Annotated in this window: 17 protein-coding genes and 1 pseudogene; 10 read left to right on the top strand and 8 right to left on the bottom strand. The window is 73.3% G+C overall.

Going from position 1 to position 15,443, the window contains the following annotated elements; translation table 11 throughout:
* Positions 1-269, bottom strand: a pseudogene (locus DIZ27_RS21505) (serine/threonine protein kinase); the annotation flags it as partial.
* Between the two features lie 278 nt (positions 270-547).
* On the opposite strand from DIZ27_RS21505, the gene DIZ27_RS21500 reads away from it, so the two are divergent.
* Both DIZ27_RS21500 and DIZ27_RS21495 read left to right on the top strand, forming a co-directional pair.
* The gene (locus DIZ27_RS21500) at positions 548-2,554 is read left to right on the top strand and encodes an FUSC family protein (protein ID WP_109380060.1); all 2,007 of its coding nucleotides are present in this window, start codon (positions 548-550) and stop codon (positions 2,552-2,554) included.
* A gap of 129 nt (positions 2,555-2,683) precedes the next feature.
* Positions 2,684-2,890 carry a hypothetical protein gene (locus DIZ27_RS21495; RefSeq protein WP_109380076.1) on the top strand — a complete coding sequence of 69 codons (207 nt, stop codon included), beginning with the start codon at positions 2,684-2,686 and terminating at the stop codon, positions 2,888-2,890.
* Here DIZ27_RS21495 and DIZ27_RS21490 read toward each other — a convergent pair.
* Both DIZ27_RS21490 and DIZ27_RS21485 read right to left on the bottom strand, forming a co-directional pair.
* The gene (locus DIZ27_RS21490) at positions 2,880-3,290 is read right to left on the bottom strand and encodes a hypothetical protein (RefSeq protein WP_109380059.1); all 411 of its coding nucleotides are present in this window, start codon (positions 3,288-3,290) and stop codon (positions 2,880-2,882) included. The two genes, DIZ27_RS21495 and DIZ27_RS21490, sit on opposite strands and share 11 nt — an antisense overlap.
* Positions 3,291-3,304: 14 nt before the next feature.
* The gene (locus tag DIZ27_RS21485) at positions 3,305-4,045 is read right to left on the bottom strand and encodes an ATP-binding protein (RefSeq protein ID WP_258308491.1); all 741 of its coding nucleotides are present in this window, start codon (positions 4,043-4,045) and stop codon (positions 3,305-3,307) included.
* A 224-nt stretch (positions 4,046-4,269) separates the two neighbouring features.
* Here DIZ27_RS21485 and DIZ27_RS21480 point away from each other — a divergent pair, with 224 nt between their 5' ends.
* The 3 genes from DIZ27_RS21480 (at position 4,270) to DIZ27_RS21470 (ending at position 6,368) form a co-directional block, all read left to right on the top strand.
* A complete protein-coding gene (locus DIZ27_RS21480) occupies positions 4,270-5,130 on the top strand; it encodes a helix-turn-helix transcriptional regulator (protein ID WP_109380057.1) in 861 nt (286 codons plus the stop codon).
* A gap of 30 nt (positions 5,131-5,160) precedes the next feature.
* Positions 5,161-5,442: a DUF397 domain-containing protein gene (locus DIZ27_RS21475; RefSeq protein ID WP_109380075.1), complete on the top strand. Its 282-nt coding sequence runs from the start codon at positions 5,161-5,163 to the stop codon at positions 5,440-5,442.
* 119 nt (positions 5,443-5,561) lie between these two features.
* Complete coding sequence (locus tag DIZ27_RS21470) at positions 5,562-6,368, top strand: SAM-dependent methyltransferase (RefSeq protein WP_109380056.1); 807 nt, start codon at positions 5,562-5,564, stop codon at positions 6,366-6,368.
* Between the two features lie 99 nt (positions 6,369-6,467).
* On the opposite strand, the gene DIZ27_RS21465 is transcribed toward DIZ27_RS21470, so the two are convergent.
* A complete protein-coding gene (locus tag DIZ27_RS21465; protein WP_109380055.1) occupies positions 6,468-7,964 on the bottom strand; it encodes a glutamate synthase subunit beta in 1,497 nt (498 codons plus the stop codon).
* Positions 7,965-8,131: 167 nt separating this feature from the next.
* Positions 8,132-8,629 carry a DUF1772 domain-containing protein gene (locus DIZ27_RS21460; RefSeq protein ID WP_258308490.1) on the bottom strand — a complete coding sequence of 166 codons (498 nt, stop codon included), beginning with the start codon at positions 8,627-8,629 and terminating at the stop codon, positions 8,132-8,134.
* 191 nt (positions 8,630-8,820) lie between these two features.
* Between DIZ27_RS21460 and DIZ27_RS21455 the strand changes: the two genes are divergently transcribed.
* From DIZ27_RS21455 to DIZ27_RS21445, 3 genes are all read left to right on the top strand, one after another.
* Positions 8,821-9,453 (top strand): uridine kinase, encoded by a 633-nt coding sequence (locus DIZ27_RS21455; protein ID WP_109380053.1) that lies wholly within the window; start codon positions 8,821-8,823, stop codon positions 9,451-9,453.
* 160 nt (positions 9,454-9,613) lie between these two features.
* Positions 9,614-10,042, top strand: a complete 429-nt coding sequence (locus tag DIZ27_RS21450; protein ID WP_109380052.1) for a CBS domain-containing protein — start codon at positions 9,614-9,616, stop codon at positions 10,040-10,042.
* A 138-nt stretch (positions 10,043-10,180) separates the two neighbouring features.
* Entirely contained in the window at positions 10,181-10,975 is a 795-nt protein-coding gene (locus DIZ27_RS21445) for a class I SAM-dependent methyltransferase (RefSeq protein ID WP_109380074.1), read from the top strand.
* A 212-nt stretch (positions 10,976-11,187) separates the two neighbouring features.
* On the opposite strand, the gene DIZ27_RS21440 is transcribed toward DIZ27_RS21445, so the two are convergent.
* Positions 11,188-12,096, bottom strand: a complete 909-nt coding sequence (locus tag DIZ27_RS21440) for a pseudouridine-5'-phosphate glycosidase (RefSeq protein WP_109380051.1) — start codon at positions 12,094-12,096, stop codon at positions 11,188-11,190.
* A gap of 100 nt (positions 12,097-12,196) precedes the next feature.
* Between DIZ27_RS21440 and DIZ27_RS21435 the strand changes: the two genes are divergently transcribed.
* Entirely contained in the window at positions 12,197-12,625 is a 429-nt protein-coding gene (locus DIZ27_RS21435; RefSeq protein ID WP_109380050.1) for a VOC family protein, read from the top strand.
* Between the two features lie 28 nt (positions 12,626-12,653).
* On the opposite strand, the gene DIZ27_RS21430 is transcribed toward DIZ27_RS21435, so the two are convergent.
* The gene (locus tag DIZ27_RS21430; protein WP_109380049.1) at positions 12,654-13,217 is read right to left on the bottom strand and encodes a methylated-DNA--[protein]-cysteine S-methyltransferase; all 564 of its coding nucleotides are present in this window, start codon (positions 13,215-13,217) and stop codon (positions 12,654-12,656) included.
* Between the two features lie 97 nt (positions 13,218-13,314).
* Complete coding sequence (locus tag DIZ27_RS21425) at positions 13,315-14,187, bottom strand: glycerophosphodiester phosphodiesterase family protein (protein WP_109380048.1); 873 nt, start codon at positions 14,185-14,187, stop codon at positions 13,315-13,317.
* A gap of 326 nt (positions 14,188-14,513) precedes the next feature.
* On the opposite strand from DIZ27_RS21425, the gene DIZ27_RS21420 reads away from it, so the two are divergent.
* Entirely contained in the window at positions 14,514-15,404 is an 891-nt protein-coding gene (locus tag DIZ27_RS21420; RefSeq protein ID WP_109380047.1) for an MHYT domain-containing protein, read from the top strand.
* The last annotated feature ends 39 nt before the right edge of the window (positions 15,405-15,443 follow it).

The raw sequence follows: 15,443 nt of genomic DNA, 5'->3' as shown, positions 1-15,443 counted from the left end.
AGCCACGGCTGGCCGGCGTCCGCGTCGGCGTCGAGGAAGGCGGCGACGCGGGCACCCGAGACCGTCTTCAGCACCTCGATCTCCTGCGCGAACCGCAGCCGGGTCTCCGAGTCGACCACCGACGCCTTGACCACCTTCACCGCCGCGGGCTCCCCGCCCGGCGACTCCCCGAGGTAGACCAGGCCCATCCCACCGTGGCCGATGCGGCCGAGCAGCTCGAACCCGCCGAGTTCGGCCGGGTCCTCGGGGCTCAGCGGAGCCACGTTCACGCGTATGGTCCTTTCGCCCTGGTCGGCCGGTGTATGTCGGCAGACGCAACCGTAGTCCACGGAAGGCGGGCCCGACCCCGGTCCTGCGGGAATCCGACGGAACAAGCGCATCGCGGACCGTGTTCCCCCAGGAGAGCGCCCTTCGCTCGCATCGTCACCTCCCGGAAACGCGACCGTTCCCTTCTCCCAGGTGATCCCGCTTACCGTGGACACCGCGCCCCTCCCGGTCACCGTCGCCCGCGAGCCCGACCCCGCCCCGACGAGACGACTGGAGCACCGTGTCCCGCACCACGCCCGCCGTACCCCTCTGGCTCGCCCACGCCCTGCGGGCCCAGCGCGGACCGGTCCCGTGGAGCGCGGTCACGCGGGGAGTGCTGGGCGGCGGGCCCCTGCTGGTCGCCGCCGTCCTCGCCGGGCGTCCCGCCCTCGGCGTCGTCGCCGCCATCGGCGCCATGTTCGCCGGGATCAACGACCTGCCGGGCAGCCGACGCGCCTCCGTCAGCCGGATCGGAGTGCCCGCGCTCGCCGGGGCGGCCGGACTCCTCGTCGGGACGTACGCGGGGGGCCACCTCCCGGCCGTGCCGCTGACCCTGACCCTGACAGGGTGCGGGCTGGTCGCCGGCGCGGTCAGCGCGCTGGGTCCCACCGGCTCCGCCGCCGGGATCCAGTTGCTCGTCGGGGCCGCCGTCGGCGCCGGAATGCCCCTGCCCGAACCCGGAGGGCAGCGGGCGCTCGCCTTCCTCGCCGGAGCCGCGTGGCTGCTCCTGCTGCGGCTGGCGCTGCCCGCTCCGGGGTCCCTCGCGGGAGACTTCCGGTTCGACGGCGAGCGGCATGCCGTGGCCGGCGTGTACGAGGCCGTCGCCGCGCTGCTCGACGCCGCCGGCTCACCCACCGCCACCGCGCGGCGCGCCGCACTCACCGCCGCCCTCGACCACGCGCAGGACGCGCTCGCCGGACCCCGGCTGCGGCGGTACGCCGGTTCCGCGGCCGAACGGCGACTGCACGCGCAGTACGCCGCCGCGCTGCCGCTGGCGGAGGCCGCGACCGCGCTGGCCTGGGCGGGGGAGGCCGTACCGGCTCGCGCGTCCGAAGGGCCCCGGCGGCTCGCCGCCGCCGTACGCGGCGGCGTCCCCGGCGGGCCGCTGCCCGCACCCTCCCGGTCCGTCCCCGCGCTGCGCGCCCTCGACGACGCCCTCCTGCGCGCCGCCGTGGCCTTCGACCGGGCCGACGGCGGCGACCTGCACACGCGCCGCCGGTCCCGCGCCGCTCTCACCCGCACCCTCCTCGGCACCCGGGGACAGGAGTACGGCCTGCGGGTCGCCCTCTGCTTCGGCGTGAGCGTCGCCGTCGCCCAGGCCCTGTACCACGCCCGCTGGTACGGGCAGCACGAGTACTGGTACTGGCTGCCCGTCACCGCCGTCTTCCTCGTCAAGCCCGACCTCGGACCGCTCGCCTCGCGGGTGCTGAACCGGGCTGCCGGAACCGTGCTCGGGGCGCTCCTGTTCGCCGGGGCCGCCGCCGTGCTGCCCCGGCCGGAAGGGCTCGTCGCGCTGGTGGCGGTCAGCGGGGCGCTCATCCCGGTCGCCGCCCGGCACTTCGCCGCGCAGACCACCGTCATCACCGTGCTCGTGCTCGCCCTGGTGATGGTGGGCGGTGAACCGCAGGCCTCCGTGGCACGGATCGGCGAGACGCTGCTGGCCTGCGTCATCGTGCTCGTCGTCGGACACCTGCCGATGCCCGTGCGGCGCGGCGGCGCCATCCGGGTCCGGCTCACGGAAGCGGGGGAGGCCGCGCACGCGTACCTCGCCCATGTGCTGGACGGGTCCGGCGACCGCGCGGCCCGCTGGGTCCTGCGCCGTGAGGCCTACCGCGCCCTCGCCGAGGCCCGCGGCGCCATCGCGCTCGCCTCCGCGGAGCTGCCCGCGCTCGCCCGGCACGCCGACGGCGCGGACGAGTTCGCCGCCCTCCTCGAACAGCTCGTCGACACCACCACCGCCTGCGCCGTCCACCTCGACGACACGGGACGGCTCGACGCCCGTCACGCCGAGCAGCTCGCCGAACTCCGGGACGCCCTCGACCGGCGCCGCGAGCGCGTCGGGGTCCGGCTGCCGGAGCTGCCCGGCGCCGGGCGCGGCCTCGACGGGCTCGGCTCGACCACCACCCTGCTGGATCTCACGGCACTCGGCCGGCAGGAGGAGTGGGAGGAGCCCGGTGGGCGGGCGTCGGCTTTCGGCGCCCCGGCGGGCAGCGAGCGCGTCCGCTGTCACGACGAGTACGACGAGTAGGACGGAGAGATGGCCCGCTTCTGACGGTGAACGGGTGACGCGTAGGTCTCAGTGGCGTCACAGGGCGAGGCGTTCCCCCCGTGGTCGGCGTTTGACTCTACGAGTGCGACGCCGAACGGGAGGCAGCAGGTGAACGGGAGAACGGTGCTGGAACGCTTTCCCGCGGGCGGGCCGCGGGGGTCCTGGCCGGCGGAGGAGTTCGCGCGGGCGCGGCGTCTGGAGGGCCTGCCCGCCGAGGTCGTCATGGACCTCGCGACCGACATGTTCCTGGTGATCGTCCGCGGCGGCGACGGCGGCGCCCACGCGGCCGCGTGGGGCCCGGTGCCTAGGCCGTGATCGGGCGGGACCAGCTCGGGGTGGTGTCCGTCAGGCGGCACACCGCGAGGTAGAGCGGTATCGGCGGGGTGTACGGGAGCGTGCAGTCGGGGCGGTGGATCAGGTCGGGGAGGTGCGGGGCGTCCGGCACGAGGGCGCCGGTGTCGTAGCGCGAGGGGGCGGGCCACTCCAGGGCGTAGTCGGAATCGGACGGAACCAGCCACCACCAGTGCGCCTCGTCGGCGTAGACGCACCCCACCCGGGGCAGCCGGGGCATGACCAGTGGTCCGAAGCGGGCCGGTACCGCCACCGCGTCGCAGCCCATCGGCGCCGTCATCCCGTCGGGGACGGGCAGCCGCCGGGGCGGTACGGCCGGGGCGTGCCGTCCGCGCTGGAGGCGGACCAGCGTGTCCAGGCCCATGGTGCGAGCACCCGTCACATCCGTCCTCCGTCAAGGCCGGGCCGGGGCGCGGGGACGTACTCGCGCTGATGTGCGTGCGGGGCTGCCGCCGGCATCGTGGATGCCGCGGGCCTCGGGGCCGCCGCGGTGTGGTGCCGCTGCTGGGACTCCTCGTGGGACTCCTCGACGTCCGGGCCGTCCGGGCCGCCGTCCGAACCGTCGGCGGGGTCCGGCTTGGGCCGCTCGCCCCAGCCGAGGTCGTCGTGCGGTTCGTCGGGAGGGCGCGCCCTGTCCGCCTTGCGGGGCAGGTCGGCCCAGACCAGCAGACCGGGACCGTGTTCACGGACGCCCCAGGCGTGGGACATGGCGTCGACGAGGAGCAGGCCCCTGCCGTGCTCGTCCTCCGGCTGCCGCCGGGTGTTCGCCCGGGGCTGGTCGGGACCGCAGCCCTCGTCCTGCACGGCTATGCGCACCAGGTCGTCGCCGTCGTGCAGCTCGCAGACTATGTGGCTGCCGGCCGTGTGCACGATGGCGTTGGTGACGAGCTCGGAGACGACCAGGGCCGCCGTGTCGCAGGTGTCCGCGCCGACCGACCAGCCGGTCAGCCGGGCCCTCGTCAGGCGCCTGGCCTGCGCGGGAGAACCCGGATGGGCGGCCAGTTCGAAACGGAACCGGCGCTGGGCGGCAGCCCCCGCGGCGTCGGCGGCTCCCGGGGCGGGACCGGGGCCGGAAGGGCTCGCAGCGGCGTCTGTTTCTAAGGGCGCGGGCGGAATCACGCTTGCCACTATCGCCCCGCCGTGCACACTTGGCAAGCATCACTCTGAAAAATCCAGAGTGCTGTGTGACGGTCTGGACGGCCATGGCACACTGCTCGCAACAGCACCCCGCGCGGCGCCAGTTGAGGCTGTCGAGGAAACGTTCCCATGGATGGGCGGATCTTCGAGGAGCTCTCGGATTGGCGCCGCCGGGCTGTCAGGAATCCTTTTCGTGGAGGTGGAGCGTGAGTGAACCGCGGTCCGCGCCGACGGTCGGTCAGGTCGTCCTCGGCCGGCGGCTGCTGGATCTGCGGGAAAGCGCCGGCCTCAAGCGCGAGGAGGCCGCCCGCGTCCTGCACGTCGCCCCCGCCACGATCCGCCGCATGGAGACGGCCGAGGTCGCGCTCAAGATCCCGTACCTCCAGCTGCTGCTGAAGGCGTACGGCGTCTCCGAGGAGGAGACCGACGCCTTCGTGCGACTGGCCGAGGACGCCAACCGGCCCGGCTGGTGGCAGCGCTTCCACGAGATCCTGCCCGGCTGGTTCTCGATGTACGTCAGCCTGGAGGGCGCGGCCACCCTCATCCGCAGCTACGAGCCCCACTTCGTCCCCGGACTGCTCCAGACCGAGGACTACGCGCGTGCCGTGCTGCGCTCGGGTGCCATCGGGCAGACCAGTCCCGAGGACATCGAGGGCCACGTGGCCCTGCGCATGCGACGGCAGGAACTGCTCACCCGTGACGACGCGCCCCGGCTGTGGGTCGTCATGGACGAGACGGCGTTGCGCCGCCCGGTCGGCGGCCCGGAGGTGATGCGTGCCCAGGTCGACAGACTTCTCGACGCCACGAAGATGTCCAACGTGACGCTGCAGGTCGCCCCGTTCGCCGGCGGCCCGCACCCCGGCACGTACGGGCCGTTCGTGCTGTTCCGGTTCGGCGTGCCGGAACTGCCGGACATGGTCTACAGCGAGTACCTGACCGGCGCCGTCTACCTGGACGCGCGTACCGAGGTGGCGACCCACCTCGAGGTCATGGACCGCATGGCGGCGCAGGCCGCCTCAGCACATCGCACGAAGGTGATCCTCAGGGATCTCCGCAAGGAGCTGTGAATGAACCACCTCACGTCCCTGTCCCTGTCCATGGCACTGGGCTCCTCCCTCCCGCTGCCCCGGCAGCGGGTCCGCACCGAGCGGATCTACAACGGCATGCCCGCGCGGGAGCTGGGCAGCGAGGGCTGGCACAAGCCGTGGAGCGGCGGCAACGGCGGCAACTGCCTGGAGGCGATGAAGCTCGACGACGGCCGGATCGCGGTACGGCAGTCCACCGACCCGGACGGACCGGCGCTCATCTACACCTCGGCCGAGATGACGGCCTTCATCGAGGGAGCGAAGGCGGGAGAGGCGGATTTCCTGCTGTCCTGACGCTTGTTGACCGTTCTACTGTTGCCTCCCGGCGCACAGCCGATGTTGCTTGTCCCCCCGCACCCTGGTTCGGCCCTGAAATTGATCACTAACGGTTGCAGACACTTACGGAGTTCGTCATGACCGGGCAGCAGCCCCCCGTCGAGATCGACACGAGCAAGCCGCACACCGCGCGGATGTACGACTGGTACCTCGGCGGGAAGGACAACTACCCGGTCGACGAGGCCATGGGCCGGCAGATGCTCGCCCTCGACCCGAGAGTGCCGGTGATGGCCCGGGTGAACCGCGCCTTCATGCAGCGCGCCACGCGCTGGCTGGCCGGCCAGGGCATACGCCAGTTCCTCGACATCGGCACCGGCATCCCCACCGAGCCCAACCTCCACCAGGTCGCCCAGGAGATCGCACCCGACGCGCGCGTCGTCTACTGCGACAACGACCCGATCGTGCTGGCCCACGCAGGGGCGCTGCTGCGCGGCACCGACGAGGGGGTGACCGAGTACATCCAGGCCGACGTGCGCGAGCCGGAATCCATCCTGGAGGGTGCGCGGAAGATCCTCGACTTCGACCAGCCGGTCGCGCTCTCCCTCATCGCGCTGCTGCACTTCGTCTCCGACGAGGACGGCGCCCACGAGCTGGTCGGCCGGCTCCTGGCCGACCTGCCCTCCGGCAGCCACCTGGTGATCTCCCACGCGACCTCGGACTTCACCCCCGAGGAGTCGAAGGCGGCCACCGAGAAGCTCAAGGCCGCGGGCGTCACCCTGGCCCTGCGCTCCCGCGAGGAGTTCACCCGCTTCTTCGACGGCCTCGAACTGGTCGAACCCGGCGTCCAGGTGCCCCACCTGTGGCACCCCGAGCTGGGCGAGCCCGTGCCCGGCCAGGACGACGGGGTGATCCCGGGGTACGGGGCGGTGGGGCGCAAGGCGTAGGCCGGGGGCCGCGGGGCCCGTGGGGCCCGTGGGGCGCAGCTCGCGCGGGTCTCGCGGGTCGTCGGTCGTCGGTCGTCCGGGGCGGCTCCCGTCGGCGCGTCATGCCCTCATCGGGCGGTCGTACGGGCCGATGGGAGCCGGGAGACGGGTGGTGCCGTCGGTCAGGTGACGGTCGACGGCCGCCGCCACCGCCCGGCCCTCGGCGATCGCCCACACGATCAGCGACTGCCCACGGGCAGCGTCCCCCGCCGCGAACACGCCCGGCACGTTCGTGGCGAAGCCGGCGTCGCGCGCGATCGTGCCGCGCGGCTCCAGCTCCAGACCGAGCCCGCTGACCAGCCCGTCCGACCGGTCCGGTCCGGAGAAGCCGAGCGCGAGGAGGACGAGGTCGGCTGGGAGGACGCGTTCGGTGCCCGGTACGGGGCGGCGCTCCGCGTCCACCTCGACCAGGTGCACCGCCCGGACCCGCCCCTCCGCGTCGCCGGTGAGGCGCAGCGTGGACGCCGCGAACAGCCGCACGTCGGAGTTCTCGGCGGCTGCAGGTGCCGTCCGCAGGGCGTGGGCCTCCTCGTGCGCGGGGGACAGCCGGTAGAGCTTCGGGTACGTCGGCCAGGGCTCGGTGTCCTCGTCGCGGACGGTGCCCGGCCGCTCGTAGATGTCCAGCTGGGTCACGGACGCCGCTCCCTCCCGCACGGCCGTGCCCAGACAGTCGGCGCCCGTGTCGCCGCCCCCGACGATGACGACGTCCCTGCCCGCGGCGGACAGCGGGGACGTCTCCAGGTCCCCCGCACAGACCCGGTTGGCGAGCGGCAGGTACTCCATGGCCTGGTGAACACCGGTCAGTTCCCGTCCCGGTACGGCCAGTTCACGCCACGCGGTCGCCCCGGTGGCGATCACCACGGCGTCGTAACGCGCCCGCAGCTCGGCGGCGTCGACATCGCGCCCGACTGTCGTGGACGTACGGAACTTCGTCCCCTCGGCCCGCATCTGCTCGATGCGCCGCTCCAGATGACGCTTCTCCATCTTGAACTCGGGGATGCCGTACCGCATCAGCCCGCCGATCCGGTCGTCCCGCTCGTACACGGCGACCGTGTGACCGGCCCGGGTCAGCTGCTGGGCCGCGGCCAGACCGGTGGGACCCGAGCCGATCACCGCCACCGTCCGGTCGGAGAGCCGGTCCGGCGGGGCCGGTGCGGCGAAGCCCTCCGCCCAGGCGCGGTCGGCGATGGCGCACTCGATGTCCTTGATGGTGACGGCGGGCTGGTTGATGGCCAGCACGCATCCCGCCTCGCAGGGCGCCGGGCAGAGCCTGCCGGTGAACTCGGGGAAGTTGTTCGTGGCGTGCAGCCGCTCCGCCGCGGCCCGCCAGTCCTCGCGCGAGACCAGGTCGTTCCACTCGGGGATCAGATTGCCCAGCGGGCACGCCTCGTGACAGAAGGGGACACCACAGTCCATGCAGCGGTCGGCCTGCTTGCTGACGATGGGCAGCAGCGCGCCGGGGACGTACACCTCGTCCCAGTCGCGGACCCGCTCCTCGACGGGCCGGCGCGGCCGGTCCTGGCGCGGCGTGGTCAGGAAACCCTTGGGATCGGCCATGGCCGTCTTCCTTGCGTACGCGGTGACGGGCCAGGCGTCGTGGGGCGGCGCTCCTCGGCGGTGGGGCGGCACCCCTCGGGTGCGCTCTCCCCGGCGCTCTGCTCCTTGGCCACGATACGACTGCTCCTGCGCGCACGCAGGCCTGCGGACAGCGCTTTTCGCCTCCGTCAGGTGAGGGCCAGCACGTAGGACAGCGCGGCACCCGCCGAGGCGGCCGTGCGCACGTGGTTCCACAGCGTCCACTCGCGCACATAGGCGGTCCAGTACGCGGAGGCCTCGGCGGTGTCCGGGGCGAGCCCGGCCAGCACGTCGTTGCGCGGCACGTTCGCGGCCACGGTGATCCCGAACCCGCCGAACAGATACAGCGCGCTGCCGACCAGCAGCCCGACCGCGCCCTCGTCCGGCCACCTCACCGAGGTCACCACGGCGATCGCCGCGCACAGCAGCGCCGAGCCGAGGAACACCAGCATGAAGGGCGCCCGCACCGCGGCCGCGTTGACCGACTGCATCGCGGCCACGCCCCGCGCGGGCGGCAACGCCGCGAGCCCTCTCATCACGAACGTCGAGAAGGCGCAGAAGACCCCCGCCACCAGCCCGGTTCCGAGCGCCCCCAGCACCGTCAGCACGGTCAGCACCGTCAGCCCGGAGGATGGTCCCTCGATCACGTCGTCGACTCCCGCCCGTCCGGCGGCCGGGATCCTCTCCCGCCGCCCACCGTCGCCCCCAGTGAAGCCGGACACGGGCCCGGTGCCCATGGCCGAGCGTCGCGGGACCATACGCGGACGTCCAGCGCGCCTCCGGCGGAGAACCCGGGGCAGGTGGGTGTCGTCGCCGGCGGACGGCGCATCATGGCCGTGTGCGATTCGAAGCGATCACCTGGGACCGGCTCGGCGACCTCCTCGCCGAGCGCCTGACGACGCTGCGGACGGCCGACGGCAGCCCCTGGCCGCGCGTCGCCCTCGACGGCGCCCCGGCCGGCCGCCCCGGAGAGCTCGCCGAACGCGTCGCCGCGTCCCTGCGCGTCCTCGGGCGCCCCTCCCTCGTCGTGAGCGCGGACGGTTTCCTGCGTCCCGCCTCGGTCCGGCTGGAGCACGGCCGTCAGGACCCGGAGTCCTACTACGACGGCTGGTACGACACCGGCGCCCTCTGGCGTGAGGTCTTCGGACCCCTCGAACCGGACGGGAGCGGACGGGTCCTGCCCGACCTGTGGGACCCGGTCACCGACCGCGCCACCCGCAGCCCCCGTGTCCCGCTGCCGCCCGGCGGCGTACTGCTGCTGCACGGCCCGCTCCTCCTGCGGCACTGGTTCCCCTTCGACCTGAGCGTCCACGTCTCGCTCTCCCCGGGCGCCCTGCGCCGTCGCACCCCCGAGTCCGGGTACTGGACCCTGCCCGCCTTCGAGCGCTACGAGCAGGAGACCGACCCGGCCGGCACCGCCGACGTCCTGGTGCGCGCCGACGACCCCCGCCATCCGGCCTGGCACGGTTGAGACTTGGCGGCGGCCGGACGTCGCGGGTCGGGCGTCGCGCGCACCTGCGCCGGGGCCGGGCGGAAGTGCGGGGCCCGGGTGGTGCGGCGGACAATGGAGAGCGCCGGTACTCGCGGTGCGTCCCGTGCCGCGCCGGCCGTCCGGTATCGGGAGGCACCTCATGACCACCGCCGGAGACATCATGCACCGCGGCGCCCAGTGGATCCCCGCCCACGAGACGCTCGACCGCGCAGCCCAGTTGATGCGCGACCTGAACGTCGGCGCGCTGCCCATCAGCGACGAGAACGAGCGGCTCTGCGGCATTCTCACCGACCGCGACATCGTCGTCGGTTGCGTCGCCATGGGCCACGACCCGGCCAGGACCACCGCGGGCGAGATGGCCAAGGGGACACCGCGCTGGATCGAGGCGGGCGCCGACATCAGCGAGGTCCTCCATGAGATGGAGACGCACCGGATCCGCCGGCTTCCCGTCATCGACGACAAGCGCCTGGTCGGCATGATCAGCGAAGCCGACCTCGCCCGGCACCTGACGGACGACCAGCTCGCCACCTGGGCCGAGAACGTCTACGCCAGGACCGCGACCGGCTGATCCCTCCTCCCTCCTCCGTCTCCTCGTCCCTCCGTCTCCCCGTCTCCCCGTCCCGTCCGCCTGGTTCCCGGCTGTGGACACGCACGGGCCGGAGCGTCACCCGTGCCGGACAAGCCGGGCAACTGGGATGATCGCGGCATGACGCGAACCGACGGGTACCCGCTCGATCACCGGGAGGCCGAGGCGGCGGAGCGCCTCGACGCCTTCGCCGACATGTTCGATCCCAGCACGTTCCGATATCTCGAAGCGGTCGGCGTCGGGCCCGGCTGGCGCTGCTGGGAGGTCGGCGCCGACGGTACCGCCGTGGTGTCCTGGCTCGCCAAGAAGGTCGGACCGACCGGACGGGTGCTGGTCACCTCCACCGACACCGCCCGGCTCGCCCCGGTCGCCCGCCCGCCGGTGGAGGTACGCGTCCACGACATCGGCACGGAGGAGCCGCCGGCGGGCGGCTTCGACCTGGTGCACGTCCGGCTCCCGCTCATCGACGCGGCGCATCACGAGCGTGCGATGCGGTCGATGGTCGGGGCCCTGCGTCCCCGCGGGCGTCTTCTGGTCGAGGACACCGACCCCGCCCTGCAGCCCCTGGCCTGCCCGGACGAGTACGGTCCCGAGCAGCGGCTCGCGAACCGGCTCCGGCAGGGTCTGCGCAAGCTCCTCAGCGACCGGGGAGCCGACCTCGCCCGTGGCCGCAGACTCCCGCGCCTGCTGCGGGAGACCGGGCTGACCGAGGTGCGGGCCGACGCGTACTTCCCGGTCGCGGCACCGGCCTGTGAGGCGTTGGAGTCCGCCACCATCCGCCTCGTCCGCGACCGACTCGTCACCGCGGGCATCGCCACGGCCCAGGACATCGACCGCCACCTCGCCAACGTCGCCTCCGGCACCCTGGACCTGGCGACGGCCCCGATGATCTCGGCCTGGGGACGCAAGGCGTAGGCCCCGGGGCCGCCGGGCGCCCGCCTGTCGCACCGCCGGCGCACCCGCCCCGCACCCCTCCGCTGTGTCCGTACCGGGGGCGAGCGGCCCCCGGTGCCGGGCCACCACGTCGGTGGCGGCGTCACCGGCGACCGGCAGCGCGCCGGAACGTCCGCCGGCCGGCCCCGCCGCGCGGCCCGCGGCACCGGTCCCGTCGCCCGGCCAGGGCTTCGTCACGCCCCGGTCCAGGCCGCCGCGACGCGTGCCGCCAGGCGTACGTTGCCCCGGACCGCCGCGAGGTTGGCGGCGAGGGAGGCGCCGTCGGTGTGGCGCACCAAGTGGTCGAGCAGGAACGGAGTGACGGCCTGGCCGGTGACCCCCTCCGCCTCGCACGCGCGCAGCGCCTCGTCCAGCACGCGCGCGTGCAACCCGGGATCCAACTGCTCCTTTTCGGGCACCGGGTTGGCCACGATCAGCGCCGACCCGGGCCCACCGAGCGCGTCCTGCGCCCGCATGACCCCGGCCACCTGCTCCGGGGTGTCCAGCCGCCAGTCCACGGGGTGCCCCGAGTCCGACAGGTAGAAGCCGGGGAAGCGGTCCGTGCCGTACCCGGCGACCGTGACCCCCAGGGTCTCCAGTCGCTGCAGCGTCGCCGGTACGTCCAGGATCGACTTCACCCCCGCGCACACCACGGTGATCCGGGTCCGCGCGAGGAGCCCCAGGTCGGCCGACTCGTCCTGCGTCACGGTCCACTCGCGGTGCACCCCGCCGAGCCCGCCGGTCGCGAAGACCCGTACGCCCGCCAGCGCCGCGAGCAGGGCGGTGGCCGACACCGTGGTGGCGCCGCTCGCCCCGGAGGCCACCGCGAGCGGCAGATCACGATGGCCGAGCTTGCGGATGCCGTTCTCATGGGCGACCCGTTCCAGCTGCTCCTCGTCCAGGCCGATCCGGGGCCGCCCGTCCAGCACCGCGATCGTGGCGGGTACGGCACCCTCCTGACGCACCGCCGCCTCCAGCTCCGTCGCCACCCGGAGGTTGCGCGGCCGGGGCAGCCCGTGCGCGATGATCGTGGACTCCAGGGCCACCACCGGCCGACGCGCGGCGATGGCCTCCCGCACCTCTTCGGACACCGTCAGGGTCACGCGCCGTCTCCCGTCTGTCGCTCCTCCCCCATCCCTGGCGGGCCGGGCGCCGGGACAAACCTCTTGCGCCCCGCCACGGACGTCACGGAGCCTGGGACCCATGACGGACAGCACGGCACGTCTCGACCACGTCGTCCTCTGGGTGCGCGACCCGATCGCCGCCACCGGCTTCTACGAGGAGGCGGTCGGCCTGGAACCGGTCAGGCTCACCGACTTCGCCGCGGGCGAGGTGCCCTTCCCCTCGGTACGGGTCAACGAGGAGACCCTCCTCGACCTCATGCCGCTCACCATGGCGGAACGGATGACGATGCTCCCCGGCGCGGCCGACAGCTCCGGCCACCCCGTCAACCACGTCTGCCTGTCCCTGCCCGCCGACGACTTCGAGGCACTGCGCGGCCGCCTCGCGGAACGCTCCGTACCGGTGACGGACTTCTCGCACGACTCCTTCGGGGCGCGCGGCCCGGCCAGGCGCAGCTTCTACTTCCGCGACCCCGACGGCAACGTGCTCGAAGCGCGCCACTACGACTGACGCGGACCGACGCGGACCGACGGGTCCGTCAGAAGAGCGGCTCGGGCAGCACGCCCTCCAGCGCGAGCAGCCGGCGCTTGGTCTCCACCCCGCCCCCGAACCCGCCGATGCCGCCGTCGCTCTCCACCACCCGGTGGCAGGGCACGACCACCGGCAGCGGATTGGCGCCCATCGCCATGCCGACGGCCTGGGCGCCGCCGGGCTGACCGGCCCGCCCGGCCAGATCGCCGTACCCGACGACCGTGCCGTACGGAACACCGGAGGCCAGCTCCCGCAGGACCTCGCGGTTGAAGCCCGAGTTCCCCGAGACCAGCGACCAGTCCAGCGGCAGGTCGAAGTCGTGGAGCTCGCCCGCGAAGTACGACTCGACCTGGCGTATCGCCTCGGTCAGCAGCGGGGAGCCGGGGTCCTCGACGGGCTCGGTGCCGAGCCGGGACGCCAACCGCTCCAGCGCGCCGTCGCGCACCTCGTCGGTGGCGTGGAACACGACGTTGACCAGGCCCTCACGGGTCGCGGCCAGCAGCAGCGGGCCGATGCCGGTGCCGACGACCGCCCACACGACCCGCTGCTCGTACTGCCCATGGCTGTCCATGCGCCCCACCGTACGACCCGCCACTGACAACGCCGGGCGCGAAGAACCGCGAAGAACCGCGAAGGACACCGTGCGGTCAGCCGTCAGCCGTCAGCCGTCAGCCGTCCACCGCGTCCCGCACCACGTCGGGCTTGTTGCTGATGATCCCGTCGACCCCGAATCCCGCGACCCGCCGGGCCGCCGCCGCGTCGTTCACGGTCCAGGTGAGGACCTCCAGCGGCTCGTCGTGCGGCCCGTGGAAGGCCTGGACCGCCGCGACGTAGGCGCCGGACAGCGAGGTGTGCGGGGGGTTGATCTGGTCGGCGAAGTCCGCGTACGCGGGCAGGTCGCTCATCGGGGGCGCACCGATGAAACCGGTCTTCACCCCGGGCTTCAGCTCATGGACGGTCCGCACGCTGTCCGCGTTGAAGCTCTGCACGACCAGCCGGTCGCTCAGGTGCGCGCGGTCGAGCCACCCCTCGTTGCTCAGGACCTTCAAGGTCTCCTGCTCGATGCCGGGATACAGCTCCGGGCTCTTGAGCTCCAGCAGCAGCTTCTGGTCGTGCTGCTCCACGCGCCGCACGAACTGCTCCAGCGTCGGCACGCGCGTGCCCGCGTACACGGGGTCGAACCAGCTGCCCGCGTCGAGACGGGCGATCTCCGCGGCGGTGAAGTCCTTCACCTTCCACGGCGACCGGCCGGGGAAGACCGTCTCGACGTCCGTGGTGCGCGCCAGGCTGTCGTCGTGCAGGACGACGAGTTCACCGTCCTTGGTGCGCTGGACGTCGTTCTCCACCCATTCGATGTCGAGTGCGGCGGCCTCGTCGACGGCTGCCAGTGTGTTCTCGGGCGCGTATCCGGAGGCGCCCCGGTGGGCGACCACCACGGGCGGTGTGCCGCTGCCGACGGCACGCGCGGGGGAGAGGGGAAGCAGGAGAGCGGTGGTTCCCAGGAGCGCGGTGGTCGAGGCGACAACGGCGCGCATGTGCATGCGGACTCCTCGCGTCGAGCGGTCAGGTCGTTCCGGTCATTTCAGAGATTTCGAACATCTCGAGCAACACGGACAGTTCAACTCTGACAGCAGAAGGTCAACGCGGGACGGGTGCAGGATGACCACGAATTGAACGGCCTTGCCCCAACTCCGCACACTGGAGCCGCACAAGTGAGGCAAGGGCGTGTTTCTTTGCCCGGACAGTCGTTCGGCCGTTCCGGTGGCAGTCATACTCTCTGCGTCAACCCTGACCGCCGAGCGGTCCTGGGAGGGGGGTTCACGACACACGATTCCGGGACGCAAACGGCGGGAAAGGGCAGCCGCGCATGCAGAGCACGGTCGACGGATTCAGCTACGGCATGGTCACACCGATGGTGGCCTTCCTCATGGCCTGCCTCGGCGGTGCCCTGGGCTTGCGGTGCGCCACCAGGCCCCTCGTCGTGGCCCGCTCCTGGCGCCCCGGCTGGCTGGCCCTGGGCGCGGCGGCCATCGCCGCCGGCATATGGACGATGCACTTCATCGCGATGATGGGCTTCACGATCGAGGGAACGCCCATCCACTACGACCGCGTGATGACGCTCGCCAGCCTGGGCGTCGCCCTCGTCATGGTGGGCATCGGGATCTTCATCGTCGGCTACCGGGGCGCGACCGGGACGCCGCTGTTCACCGGGGGCACCATCACCGGCCTCGGCATCGCCTCCATGCACTACCTGGGCATGGCCAGCATGAGCCTCGACGGAACGCTGGAGTACGACACGCTCACCGTCGCCGCTTCCGTCGCCATCGCCATGGTCGCCGCCACCGCCGCCCTGTGGGCGGCCGGACAGGCCAAAGGCTTCCTGTGGAGCGTGGGCGCGAGTCTCGTCATGGGCCTCGCGGTCACCGGCATGCACTACACCGGCATGGCCGCCCTGGAGGTCCACGTCCACGGAACGGCCGCCCCCGCCCAGGGGGAGTCCGCGGCCTCCCTGCTCGCGCCCATGATGCTCGGCCCGCTCGTCCTCCTCGTCCTGGCCGGCGTCGTGGTGATCTTCGACCCGCTGCTGGTCATGGGGCGGCGCAGCCCGGCCCCCACCGAGCACAAGCCCGGCGTCCCCGCCCACCACCGGCACCACTCCTCCTCGGCCTCCGCCGCCTCCTCCTCCTTCCCGGCCCGTCTTCGGCCGCGCACCCGCGGCCCCGTCGAGCACCGCTCCCGCACCTCGCAGAAGCGCTGACCGCAGCCCTCTGCCGGGCTGACCGGCACCCGTTGTCAG

It is taken from the genome of Streptomyces sp. NWU339 (assembly GCF_003143855.1).
Lineage (GTDB): Bacteria > Actinomycetota > Actinomycetes > Streptomycetales > Streptomycetaceae > Streptomyces.
Note: the sequence above shows the minus strand (reverse complement) of the source record. Positions and strands in the feature narration are given on the sequence as shown.